The 12,577-nt window shown below is 41.7% G+C and carries 10 protein-coding genes; 6 read left to right on the plus strand and 4 right to left on the minus strand.

The features are described 5' to 3' along the window. Positions 1-240: 240 nt before the first annotated feature. Positions 241-1,605 (plus strand): aminodeoxychorismate synthase component I, encoded by a 1,365-nt coding sequence (pabB, locus tag R7M92_RS17395; protein WP_138940465.1) that lies wholly within the window; start codon positions 241-243, stop codon positions 1,603-1,605. A 364-nt stretch (positions 1,606-1,969) separates the two neighbouring features. Here pabB and R7M92_RS17400 read toward each other — a convergent pair whose 3' ends face one another. After that, positions 1,970-3,670: an ATP-binding protein gene (locus R7M92_RS17400; protein ID WP_318071020.1), complete on the minus strand. Its 1,701-nt coding sequence runs from the start codon at positions 3,668-3,670 to the stop codon at positions 1,970-1,972. A gap of 7 nt (positions 3,671-3,677) precedes the next feature. Then, on the minus strand, positions 3,678-4,217 hold the full coding sequence (locus tag R7M92_RS17405) for a heme NO-binding domain-containing protein (RefSeq protein WP_005388282.1): 540 nt from the start codon (positions 4,215-4,217) through the stop codon (positions 3,678-3,680). Between the two features lie 231 nt (positions 4,218-4,448). Here R7M92_RS17405 and R7M92_RS17410 point away from each other — a divergent pair, with 231 nt between their 5' ends. From R7M92_RS17410 to R7M92_RS17430, 5 genes are all read left to right on the plus strand, one after another. Beyond that, positions 4,449-5,048, plus strand: a complete 600-nt coding sequence (locus R7M92_RS17410; RefSeq protein ID WP_005376901.1) for a CoA pyrophosphatase — start codon at positions 4,449-4,451, stop codon at positions 5,046-5,048. 345 nt (positions 5,049-5,393) lie between these two features. Next, on the plus strand, positions 5,394-6,647 hold the full coding sequence (locus R7M92_RS17415) for an aromatic amino acid transport family protein (RefSeq protein WP_005388284.1): 1,254 nt from the start codon (positions 5,394-5,396) through the stop codon (positions 6,645-6,647). A gap of 97 nt (positions 6,648-6,744) precedes the next feature. Continuing rightward, on the plus strand, positions 6,745-8,106 hold the full coding sequence (locus R7M92_RS17420) for an L-serine ammonia-lyase (RefSeq protein ID WP_005376899.1): 1,362 nt from the start codon (positions 6,745-6,747) through the stop codon (positions 8,104-8,106). 211 nt (positions 8,107-8,317) lie between these two features. Next, positions 8,318-10,033: an EAL domain-containing protein gene (locus tag R7M92_RS17425; protein WP_054577702.1), complete on the plus strand. Its 1,716-nt coding sequence runs from the start codon at positions 8,318-8,320 to the stop codon at positions 10,031-10,033. Positions 10,034-10,127: 94 nt separating this feature from the next. After that, the gene (locus tag R7M92_RS17430) at positions 10,128-10,595 is read left to right on the plus strand and encodes a GNAT family N-acetyltransferase (protein WP_262592407.1); all 468 of its coding nucleotides are present in this window, start codon (positions 10,128-10,130) and stop codon (positions 10,593-10,595) included. Positions 10,596-10,683: 88 nt separating this feature from the next. On the opposite strand, the gene queD is transcribed toward R7M92_RS17430, so the two are convergent. Both queD and R7M92_RS17440 read right to left on the minus strand, forming a co-directional pair. Beyond that, positions 10,684-11,055 (minus strand): 6-carboxytetrahydropterin synthase QueD, encoded by a 372-nt coding sequence (gene queD, locus R7M92_RS17435; protein ID WP_017820449.1) that lies wholly within the window; start codon positions 11,053-11,055, stop codon positions 10,684-10,686. A gap of 589 nt (positions 11,056-11,644) precedes the next feature. Beyond that, positions 11,645-12,562: a hypothetical protein gene (locus tag R7M92_RS17440; RefSeq protein ID WP_318133874.1), complete on the minus strand. Its 918-nt coding sequence runs from the start codon at positions 12,560-12,562 to the stop codon at positions 11,645-11,647. Positions 12,563-12,577 lie beyond the last annotated feature (15 nt).

The raw sequence follows: 12,577 nt of genomic DNA on the forward strand, positions 1-12,577 counted from the left end.
ATTGGCTTGGCTTCAATCGTGTTTGTTGAGCTTATTGCTCTTTTGAGCTTCGTTTTTTATAAACAATTGTCGAACGGCTGATATCGACACACGAAATGCTGAAGTTGCCTACTTGTAAACCATCTCAAAACCCTATGAATAGAGGGAGTTTGGCTATACAGAGGAATATGATACTCTTGCTGCCCATGACATGCCATGCAGTGAACGATCTCTTTGTCACAAATTACACAAATGAACAACATGGACAATCAATTCATTGATTTTAAAGCGCTGGAATACGCACCAGAGTTTGCTCTTCACCTTTTTTCTCGCATTCAACACCTACCTTGGGCGATGTTGCTGCGTTCTGCATCAAAAACGCATATCGATAGCCGCTTCGATGTGTTGGTCGCCAACCCGATTGCAACGTTAGAAACCACTGCCGACAACACACAAGTTGAAACGCCATCGAATGCCTATTCAACTCAAGATGACCCATTCACGCTGCTTCATCAGTTGCAAGAACAGTGGCTTCCTCACGTAGAGTTAAATAAAGAATTGGATTTGCCTTTTGTCGGCGGTGCGCTCGGTTACTTCAGTTACGATTTAGGTCGCCGCGTAGAAACGATGCCAGAAGTGGCAGAAAAAGATCTCAACACGCCGGATATGGCGGTAGGTCTGTATGAATGGGCCGTTGTTGTTGACCACAAGCTTAAAAAAGCATGCTTAGTCGGTCAGAACATCGAGCAAGCTTGGCAATGGTTAAACGAGCAAAAAGCAGAACAAACCGTTGACTTCGCTTTGTCTGGTGCTTGGCAGTCAAACATGACGAAAGAGAGCTACGCCACTCGCTTTGACAAGGTGCAAGAGTATTTGTTGAGCGGTGACTGCTATCAGATCAATTTGGCGCAGCGCTTTAACGCACCGTATCAAGGCAGTGAGTGGCAAGCGTATCTAAAATTAGAGTCCGCCAACCAAGCGCCATTTTCCGCTTTTATCCGTATGCCAGAGTCTTCGATTTCGAGTATCTCTCCAGAGCGCTTTTTAGAGCTCAAAGATCGCGTCATTGAAACGAAACCAATCAAAGGTACTCGACCACGCAGCGAAGATCCAAAGCAAGATAACGCTAATGCCCATGACTTGCAGACAGCGGAAAAAGATCAGGCAGAAAACCTGATGATTGTCGATTTGCTGCGTAATGATATTGGTCGAGTTGCATCACCGGGTAGCGTTCACGTTCCAAAGCTGTTCGATATTGAAAGCTTCCCTGCTGTGCATCATTTGGTGAGCACCATTCGTGCAAATTTGGATGAACAATACGCTCCTGCGGATTTGCTGCGAGCGTGTTTTCCAGGCGGTTCAATTACGGGAGCACCTAAAGTTCGCGCAATGCAGATCATTGAAGAACTTGAGCCGCATCGACGCAGCGCGTATTGCGGCAGTATTGGCTACATTTCACGCCATGGTCGTATGGACACCAGCATTACTATCCGAACTCTTGTAGCGGAAAAAAACAAACTTTACGCTTGGGCTGGCGGCGGCGTCGTGGCAGATAGCGATTGCGCCTCTGAGTATCAAGAAACGTTGGATAAGCTTTCAAAGATTTTGCCAGCGCTGCAATCGTAGATTTCAACCGCGGACAACGTCGCTTAATGCTAGTGACGAAAACAATCTAAAACGCCTCTAGAACGGATAATGCCGCTCGTTTAACAGCGAGTGGCATATTTCTGTATCTCATCACCCTGCACAACGACGAAGGAGCGTGATACAGGTTCTTCTATTCAAGCACTTTGTGGTCAAATTTGTTTCATTACCCGCTCATCGTGCTGCTACTAGATTCTTAGTCTCGCCAAGGCTCGCTAGAATGACCCAAAAAACATCGTTAAATGATCGGCATTATCCGGTGTGGTGCGTTTTTTTGTGTGTTTTATTTGCATGTACTTTAGCTTTTAGCCGTTGGCCAACAAACATACTTTTTAAGAGGCAGCGTTTACTGCTCAAGCCACTTACACATAATCTGTTCGATATCGGTTGCGGTGTACGGCTTAGTGAGGATGTCGTCCATGCCTGAATCAATGCACTTTTGACGCTCTTCGATGGTAGTGCCAGCGGTTAATGCAATAATAGGATGAGTAAAGCCACGCTCTCTCAGATACATCGTCGCCTCATAACCATCCATTTCAGGCATTCGGCAGTCCATGAATATCAGTTCGTAGTCTTTACTTTTCACCGCTTCTAATGCTTCTTTTCCGTTGGCTTTTAAATCAGGTGTAATGTCGAGTTTTTTCAGCATTTGAGTAACAATGACTTGATTCATTCTGATGTCATCAACCACTAATATTGAGCGTCCTGCTAAATCGCTTCGCTCTATGGTGACCAACTCCCCCTCTGCTGTGCCTTGTGCTTGCCCTTCCTCAAGAGGAATAGCAACTTTAAAAGTTGTCCCTTTGCGCTCTTCACTCTCAAAGCTAATTTGACCTTGCATCAAATCCACGAGGTTTTTACAAATCGCGAGACCTAAACCTGAGCCTTCAAAGCTGCGTTTCGCCGAGCGATCAACTTGGACAAATGGATCAAATAGTGACGGCTGTGCTTTTATTGGGATGCCAATACCAGTGTCTTCAACCTCAAAATAAGCCGTGCCGTTAAGCCATTCCACCCGTAACACGACACCACCCAAGTGAGTAAACTTAATCGCGTTTCCCACCAAGTTAACCAAAATTTGTGTAATGCGCTCTAAGTCACCGACTAAAAATTCTGGAATCCCCAGCTTTTTGTCGATAGAGAAATGGATGCGTTTTTCCGCAGCCTTAGCTGCAAATACACCCATGATGGCTTTTTCAAGCTCCTCCCAGGCAAAAACTTTATGTATGATTTCCATCATACCGGCATTCATCTTACTGAAATCAAGAAGATCATTAATGATAACTCTCAATAAGTCCCCTGATTGAATAAGATTACTCAAGTATTGACGCTGCTCTTCTTCTAATTGGGTTCGACTCAATAACTCCGCACTACCCAATACGCCATTGAGAGGAGTTCGCAGCTCATGGTTAATCATGGCGACAAACTCCTTCGTCGCTTTTTCTGATTCCTCAGCCCGCTTTCTCAGCTCGACCTCTCGCTCTAAACTTAAGTGTCGACCAATAACACCATGAACTAAGTCAGACACGAGCTCCATCTGTTTGGAAATAAAAGACTGATCGATTTGATCTTGCAACACGGAGAAAATCAACTCCCCAACCGTTTCCCCATCAATGATAACTGGCAAATGCAAATTCTCTCCCTGCCAATTAGGAGTGGTGAAAATCTCGTTGTTATGACGAAGCTGTAAGTGACCAAAGTGATGACGACGCAATGAGCTCAGCTTTGTAGCGTCAAGAAACAAGTAAGCCGCAGAAATGATCGAGTTAGAAGTGAGCTGCTCAATAAAGCTCGCTATCATTGCTTCATCGAACGTGCTCGATAAAAAAGTACGACCGAACTTAATCAACGTCGCATCAATTTGCTCTTCAAACTCAAACTTACGAAGATCCTTTTTAGATTTCAGCTCCAGCTTTTTCAATGCAACACTGAGTTGCTGGTTGGATTCATATAACTCTAAGCTTTTCTGTTCCAACAGCTGCTCAGCTGCTTTTCTTGATGCAACTTCTCGTTTGAGTTTCCTTTCTAATGAGGAACTTCCCGTCATATTGTTCTTATTGAGCCTCTAACCAAAAACGTACTTTGCTGCCATCTTCTGACTGGTTTTGATGTTTGATATGAACTACCTCACCAAAATGTGCAGCACAACCTTTTATCAATCCTAAGCATACGTGAGACATACATCTTGCGCTGTGGTAGTCAAATACCAATTGGGATTGGTTTTCACTAATGAAATCAAATTGCGGAGGGTTAGCATCAGGATAGAGCTTCTTAACTTCGACATGAATAAAGTCTTCAACATGGCGAACAAATTGAAACGTCGTTTCACACTGTTGCAAACTGGCGTGACTAGGAATAGAGCGAAGTAAATTCAAAAAAACGCACTCTCCAAACACCTCTTGCAGTTGCTCGGGGGGAACACCAGATACTTTACTGAGATTCACGATCAACTTAACCAAGTCTTTGTGATCGTAACTACCAACAGCGGTGTAAACACCTTCATCGTTAGAAAGGTCGAGAACTTGGTCTAACACATCAAGACCGAATTTCTCTTCCACTAACTCCATGAACTCGGTGAAAATAATCCCTTTCATTGGCCAATACTTGCCCTATAGTGACGTCCTAAAATAAAGAATGGTGTATAACCTTATAAGTTTCAAATTAATATGTTCAAGCAGAGTGAGACACACAACACAAAGAGGGAAAGTGCTGGCGAGTGTTTTAATGCGAATGCTTTATTTGGTAACCAGTAACGATAACGCCATACGCTTTGCCGTCTTTGAGTATAATAGATAATGGTTAGGCACGATAAATAAGGACTCAGTTTGGTTATCGACAAAACTCATTTACTACAGAACTTTCAATTTCGGCTTCCAACGGGCTACCACAAAGAGTCCCTTGCACGACTGAAATGGATGAAAGAAAAGTCCCTGAGAGATGCGGCAGTCTTAATCGGTTTTGTGGAACGCGATGACGGGTTACAAGTCATTCTGACTAAGCGCGCAGCCCACTTACGCCATCATCCGGGACAAATCAGCTTTCCCGGTGGCAAATATGAGCAGGAAGATATTCAGCTCGTGAATACCGCTTTAAGAGAAACCAAAGAAGAAGTTGGGATAGAAGATGAGCATATTCATGTGTTTGGCCAACTGCCTACACTACCAACGATTAGTCAATTTAATGTGACACCTTTTTTGGCTTTTGTTTCTCCGGAATATAAAACGCATATTGACCCAAATGAAGTAGAGTCAGTTTTTGAGGTTCCTGCCAACCATATTCTGAACCCCAAAAAATTGTATAGCACCAAATTTGACCTAAAAAGAAGCAGTCATCGTGTATTTGCTATCCCATATAGACAGCATTTCATCTGGGGCATGACGGCACAAATTATCGAATCAATGCAAAAACATATTATTTCACATTAAACAGTTGTTGATATCGGTGCTTTTATAGGCGCGATCATTATGCGCATCAATATTAATAAAACGTTGCTTCATAAACATTCATTCACATTAGATTAATTTTCCATTTTCACCGCAAACGCTTGCGGTGAAATAAATTTATACAAACAACCCTATTGATAAGTTTTTCTAATTTTACTCATTAGCAGAAATCACGAGTAGCACATCATTTTCGTGATAAAAAGCAGGTTTTTGACATATCATTCAATAAGCGTAAGCAATAAATGATTTAGATCTAATTTTCCTAGTGTAAAATCTTGCAAAATTACTCCCGACTTATTTCCTGTTCCCAAAATGAGTAACTAAAAAATGAATACAACTACTTCTGCGGTTTCTACCGCACAATCGTCTAGTAAGTTTTCTTACAAAGACTTTACCTGGTGTCTGTCCCTTTTTGGTACGGCAGTAGGTGCAGGTGTACTGTTCCTTCCTATTAAAGCAGGTGCAGGTGGCTTTTGGCCATTAGTAATCCTAGCCCTAATCGCAGCACCAATGACTTGGTTCGCACACAAATCTTTAGCTCGTTTCGTTCTTTCTGCGAAAAACCCTGAAGCGGACATCACCGACACAGTAGAAGAGCACTTTGGTAAGACTGGCGCAAACCTTATTACGTTCGCTTACTTCTTCGCTATCTACCCAATCGTACTTATCTACGGTGTTGGTATCACAAACACAGTTGACTCTTTCCTAGTTAACCAAATGGGCATGGAATCTATTCCTCGCTGGCTACTTTCTGGTGCGCTTATTGCTGCAATGACAGCAGGTGTAGTATTCGGTAAAGAGCTTATGCTGAAAGCAACTTCAGCAATGGTTTACCCTCTCGTGTTCATCCTACTAGCATTGTCTGTATACCTAATTCCTGGTTGGAACACTTCAATGATGGAAGTGTCGCCTGACTGGGGTGCAATGCCAGCTATCGTATGGCTAGCAATCCCTGTTATTGTGTTCTCTTTCAACCACAGCCCAATCATTTCTCAGTTCTCTAAAGAGCAACGTCGTGTATATGGTGATGACGCAGTTAAGAAAACTGACGCTATCACTGGTGGCGCAGCAATGATGCTGATGGGCTTTGTTATGTTCTTCGTTTTCTCTGTTGTACTTTCTCTGTCTCCAGAGCAACTAGCAACAGCGCAAGAGCAAAACATCTCTGTTCTTTCTTACCTAGCAAACGTGCATGAATCTCCACTGATCTCTTACATGGGTCCATTGGTTGCTTTCGCAGCGATCACCTCTAGCTACTTTGGCCACTTCTTAGGTGCGCACGAAGGTCTAGTTGGTCTAGTGAAATCTCGTTCAAAATCACCAGTAAGCAAGATCGAGAAGATGTCTCTAATCTTCATTGTAATCACAACTTGGATCGTTGCTATCGTTAACCCAAGCATCCTAGGTATGATTGAAACAATGGGTGCACCGATGATTGCGGCAATCCTATTCTTGATGCCAATCTTCGCAATGCAAAAAGTTCCTGCGATGGCTAAGTACAAAACTTCAGCACCTGTGCAAATTTTCACAGCAATCTGTGGTCTTGCTGCAATTAGTTCTGTAATCTACGGCGCTCTTTAATCATCTCTGCCCGTTGCAGTATGATTAATCCAAAAATATAACGATAAAATTAAGCCTCCCAACTCCCCTTGGGAGGCTTTCTTCTGAGGTAATCGATATGATTAGTGTTTTTGATATCTATAAAATCGGTGTTGGACCTTCAAGCTCACACACTGTAGGCCCAATGAAAGCGGGTAAAGAGTTTATTGATGATCTTCGTGCAATGGGAAAACTGCGCGACATCACTAAAATCACCGTTGACGTTTATGGATCACTATCACTGACAGGGAAAGGTCACCACACAGATATTGCTATAATCATGGGTCTTGCAGGCAACACTCCTGAGAAAGTTGATATCGATTCTATCCCGGGCTTTATCGCTCGTGTAGAAGAAACTGAACGCCTTCCTGTTGGCATGCACTGTCACACAGTATCGTTCCCACGTGAAGGTGGAATGAACTTCCACAAAACAAACCTAGAGCTACACGAAAACGGCATGCAGATCCACGCTTGGATTGATGACGAAAAGGCGTACTCAAAAACTTACTACTCTATCGGCGGTGGTTTCATCGTTGATGAAGAAAATTTCGGTAAAGAAGCTGAAAACCCAGTAAAAGTACCTTACCCGTTTACAACGGCAGAGGAACTGGTTAACCAATGCCACGAAAGTGGATTGTCCATCAGCGCACTAACCATGAAGAATGAGCATGCGCTTCATTCAGATGAAGAAACTCGTACTTATTTCGCAAACATCTGGCGCACAATGCGCGAGTGTATGGATCGCGGTATGAATGAAGAAGGTATTTTGCCTGGTCCACTGCGTGTGCCTCGCCGTGCAGCAGCACTTCGCCAGCAGCTACTTACTTCAGAAAAGACAACAAACGACCCAATGTCTGTTGTTGATTGGGTAAACATGTTTGCTTTCGCAGTAAACGAAGAGAACGCAGCAGGTGGCCGCGTTGTTACAGCACCAACTAACGGTGCGTGTGGCATCATCCCTGCGGTACTGGCTTACTACGATAAGTTCATCCAAACTGTGACTGAAAAAGATTACATCCGTTACTTTGCAGCTTCTGGCGCAATCGGTGGTCTTTACAAGCGTAACGCGTCGATCTCTGGTGCAGAGGTTGGCTGTCAGGGTGAAGTTGGCGTGGCATGTTCTATGGCAGCAGCAGGCCTTGCTGAGCTTATGGGTGGTAGCCCAGAGCAAGTATGTATGGCAGCAGAAATCGCAATGGAGCACAACTTAGGTCTAACGTGTGACCCAGTTGCAGGTCAGGTTCAGGTTCCATGTATCGAGCGTAACGGTATTGCGGCAGTAAAAGCAATCAACTCTACTCGTATGGCACTACGTCGCTCTTCAGCTCCAACTGTTTCTCTAGATAAGGTTATCGAAACCATGCTAGAAACAGGTAAAGACATGAACGCGAAATACCGCGAAACATCTCAAGGTGGTCTAGCAATCAAAGTGATTTGCTAACACGCCTTTCTGAATACCAATCAAAACCCGAGTTTATGCTCGGGTTTTTTTATACCCCAAAAACCCAGGAGAATGCGTTATCAGGACAAGTAAAAAAAACCTAAAACGTTGAATATATCCAAATATTATGGATATCTCAGTAAAAAATCACATCTCTTCCCTAGCTTTATTGATAACGTAGCCAAAAATTAAACTTGGAGCACATCAACACATGATTAGGTTTGAAATTGGAAACCAAATCTGCGTTTGCTTGTCCGAAAACGAAATATCTCTAGAGCTCAATCAGTCACTCCACCACTCCATTCCTGTCAACCCAAATGAGTACGCCATTCTGTCAACTATCGCCACATACGGCAGTTTAAATACGCCGATTAGTCAGCGGTTAATAGAAAGCAAAATCACTCAACAATACAAAATGACACTGCCTGAAAATGGCTTTAAAAACGCGGTGGCCGCTCTAAGAAAGAAATTTCGCAAGCTCACGGAAGAACATTTAACCACTAACAAAAACATTATCGAAAACATTCACCGGACCGGATACTTCATCCCTTTTACTATGCAAAACAACCATCAGAATGGCATCGAACATCAACAGAAGATCAATCAATACACAACCAATAGTCTTCGCAAAGCGCTTCGTATTTGCCTGCGTAATAAAAAGATCTATTCAGAAGCAATGTGGGTTGTGTTGATCACTGCGATCATTTTCTTTGCTATCTGTTACTACGCGATAAACAGCATCGTTAAACATAATTATCTGGATAACGCCTTCGAAATTGCAGAGAACCTTTCCCGCAGGAGTTGCTTTGCTAATGAAAGCGAACTGAAGTCACTATTTGATAATGTGAAGTTGGTGGAATCGAGCATGATGCTAGATCGTTTCAATATTCGATGCTTAGTCACTCCAGAAACCGTTGTCCCTGTCAGCAAAAAAGCGTTTGAAGAGTGGAGTAACAATAGCAATTACACGACCCAATCATTTGACTTAAATAACGCAACTGTTTTGGTTCGTGTTAAAAACATTAACTTATCCGACAATGTTGAAAATCATATTTCACGTTTTTTTCTTTCCGGTATGAAGCTATCAACGAATACCGGAACGTCGTTAGAGATTGGTAACACCAATGAACGCTTTTTCAATTATCACGTAAAGAATAGTGGCTATAAAGAGGTGTATTACATCTCTGGACCGTTTCAAAGTATCATTCTACTGAGCTTACTTTTTCTCATTATACTGCGTCACCGCTCCCTACAAGCCTTTATGGCTTACTTGTGCGCAATTCGACAATTCAAAATAAAACTGGAACCGATTTATAACACTTCGGCACAAAAGATTGTGCACTACGAAGCCCTCTCCCGGTTTAAGGTAAAAAATACGCAACGGTTTATTGAAACACTGATCCGCAATGGATTGCTGCTAACTCATACCTTACTGGTGATTGATTCCATCTACACCAAACAAAAAGCGTTGCCCATCCCTATCAGCATTAACGTTTGTCCTTCTTTGCTGCGAGGGCGTAACTTTTCAATCCTATATAGAGAGCTATCTAATCGGGATTGCCGTTTGCTGACAATCGAAATCACAGAAAATGCATCGATGTACTATACCTCTGAGATTTATGGCAATGTCGCGAAACTAAAAGCTCTGGATTGTAAAATCAGTATTGATGACTTTGGCACCGGCAATAATAATGTGGCGCTTATCAGCAAGCTGAATCCGGACTATCTCAAAATCGACCGAGAATTTGTTATTGGCCTAAAAACTGATGATAAAAAGATAGAAACCTTGCGTCAGTTAATTGCTATGGGCAATACGTATCGCTGCACGGTCATTGTTGAAGGCGTAGAAACGGCAGACAGTGCTCACTTACTCACAACATTGGGCGCATACATTCACCAAGGTTATTATTACCCTCTTCATTGCTAGCTTTTCTTCACTCGGTTAGTTACTTAAAATAGATTTAATACTCTATAAAAACTCGTGGTGGCATAACGGTATGCCGCCAATTTGTGATTGAGCGATGATTGCGATTAAACCCACCAAACTGAAAGATTTTTCAAGTTTGATGCAATTGGATGTGCAAGAAGAGCAAAAAGGATTTTTTACACCGTTTGAAATGGCTTATCAAAAACGTAGTAAGTCAGAGGCGTTCTTTACGATTTATTCTGATGATCTATTAGTAGGCTACCTTGTTATCGATAAAGGTTTCTCCCAACATGCGCCGTTTGCTAAACGATACGAACTGGAGCTTAAATACTTGATGATTGATCAACGTTTCCAACGTCAAGGGGTAGGGAGTGAGGCATTGCGTAAACTGTTCCTTTATGCGTATACCATTAACCCTAAAAGCACCTCTCTTTGCGCCACTGTTCCACAAAGTCAGCAATACGCTATCAGTTTTTTTGATACGTGCGGATTCATTAATACAGAGGAAACAACATTGGGTGATAATGAAAAAGAATGGATTCTACGACATCCATTAAGCTAGCTGGTGAAGCATAATCAAAATTGGGCCATTCAGATACAACAAAGGCAAGCTTCTCGCTTGCCTTGTTTAATGCTCAATAGAAAGTGACTTATTCGCCTTTGTAAATACAACCAGCTGTGCACGTTTCTTTGATTTCTACTTTACTTAGCAGTGGTAAGCTTGGCTTAAGCTGCTGCCAAATCCATTTTGCTAACACTTCGCTAGTCGGGTTCTCTAACCCTTCAATGTCGTTTAGGTAGTAATGGTCTAAGCGATTGTAAATCGGTTTAAATGCAGCTTTGATCTCTGCAAAATCCACTACCCAACCTGTATGTGGATCAACTTCACCTTCTACATAAAGACGAACAAGGAAAGAGTGTCCGTGCAAACGACCACACTTGTGACCTTCTGGTACGTGTGGCAAATGGTGTGCTGCTTCGAACATAAACTCTTTGTATATTTCAGATGTATAAGATGACAACTTAGTAAACCTCTGTTTTAAATGACTTTTCACACCGCGATTTGAGTATTAATACGTCTCGATAGAAACACTCACATACACGCTGTATTTCTCATACTCCTCGATGTACAAAAAATCCTAATGATGGAGCAGAGAGCGATAAATAACGACAAGGTTATTATCCTTAGCACAGAACCAACGTGCAAGCTTTCTAAAAGTAAGTTCATGACAAAAAGAACTCTCAATGCAACCCATTTAGTAGATACTAGTTATTCTTTCTTCATATCACCAGTCATACTCAAGGACGATAACTGGCTATTGGCATCGTGCTTACATTGAACACTGTAGAACGTCTCATTGTATTCAAAAGTACCCATACGAGTTTTTCTATATGCAATCAGACAACTTCAGCTTAAAATTATCGTAGGTTACCAACGGCTAACAAATACACCCAGTCGATCACGCGAGTTGATTAGTGTTAATAAATTAGTCCTAGTTCGTAAAGAACGCCGACAAACCAGAAGCTATCAAAAAAATATAAATTAAAAAGAAAATTATATGAAACATGCTGTCGAGATATTAATTAATGAAAATTATAACATCTCTATTCTTATTGAGCGTCTTTTATAGCTTCAATAACTGTATCGTCTAAGTTTTTATTATATAAATGTTTCTTACATCCGATTTTAACCTGAAGATCTAAATTAGATATATTTTTGTACAACTCATGGTATAGATTATTAAAATCTATAGTGTTTATATCATGTACTAATATGGTAAAGATGCTATCATTTAGTCTGGCTATATAATTATCACCTCTTTGAAAATTTTTTAAAATTTCACATAAATTGTATAAATTACTCTTATAAGAATCTCCACTCTCATCAAATATACCCAGTGCATCAATAGCAATTATATATAATGGAACACCAACGGTTCTGACATCGCTCTGCTCTTTTTCTAAAAATATAGACCAACCTAATCTATTAAAAAAACCAGTCTCAGCGTCCTTAAACTGACTTGGGAGGTGATACATTTGTCTACTCGCCGCGGTATTTCTCTCTATTTCCATACACAGCATGCTAGACAAAAGCTTTGAAATAAGCTCTACCGTGGCTTGCCCATCAGATGGAATAGATTTATGAACTGCAGTATCTATAGCACACAATGTTCCAAACAACTCCCCATCAGGGTAACAGATAGGGATTCCAACATAAGAGCAAATACTTAGCTGTTGGTTTATAGGTGCACATTTGTAATTTTCAATAGCTTGCACAGAAGGAGCCCACCTAGGCCCGTTACCTTGTACCATTCGGCTACAAATCGAATCGCTCCAAACCAACGTCGATAGCTCCTTAATATTGTACTTGTCGCTTTCTACCTGCAAAATGATCCAATCTTCTTCATTTTTTCTTGTTAACATCCAGGCGCCAAATCCATACTTTTTATGAAGATACTTCAGTGTAAAGCGACTAGCTTCTTCGAAGGAGTCGAAAGGAGCTTGATCTATCGTATTTGAGTTAAACATCCATATCTCCTAAAG

Source organism: Vibrio sp. Vb2880, from assembly GCF_033337975.1.
Lineage (GTDB): Bacteria > Pseudomonadota > Gammaproteobacteria > Enterobacterales > Vibrionaceae > Vibrio > Vibrio alginolyticus.

Excerpts from the sequence above, each read along its gene's own strand:
- pabB (WP_138940465.1), top strand. The coding sequence starts at position 241 with ATGGACAATCAATTCATTGATTTTAAAGCGCTGGAATACGCACCAGAG.
- R7M92_RS17400 (WP_318071020.1), bottom strand. The coding sequence starts at position 3,670 with ATGACGGGAAGTTCCTCATTAGAAAGGAAACTCAAACGAGAAGTTGCA.
- R7M92_RS17405 (WP_005388282.1), bottom strand. The coding sequence starts at position 4,217 with ATGAAAGGGATTATTTTCACCGAGTTCATGGAGTTAGTGGAAGAGAAA.
- R7M92_RS17415 (WP_005388284.1), top strand. The coding sequence starts at position 5,394 with ATGAATACAACTACTTCTGCGGTTTCTACCGCACAATCGTCTAGTAAG.
- R7M92_RS17420 (WP_005376899.1), top strand. The coding sequence starts at position 6,745 with ATGATTAGTGTTTTTGATATCTATAAAATCGGTGTTGGACCTTCAAGC.
- R7M92_RS17425 (WP_054577702.1), top strand. The coding sequence starts at position 8,318 with ATGATTAGGTTTGAAATTGGAAACCAAATCTGCGTTTGCTTGTCCGAA.
- R7M92_RS17430 (WP_262592407.1), top strand. The coding sequence starts at position 10,128 with ATGATTGCGATTAAACCCACCAAACTGAAAGATTTTTCAAGTTTGATG.
- R7M92_RS17440 (WP_318133874.1), bottom strand. The coding sequence starts at position 12,562 with ATGTTTAACTCAAATACGATAGATCAAGCTCCTTTCGACTCCTTCGAA.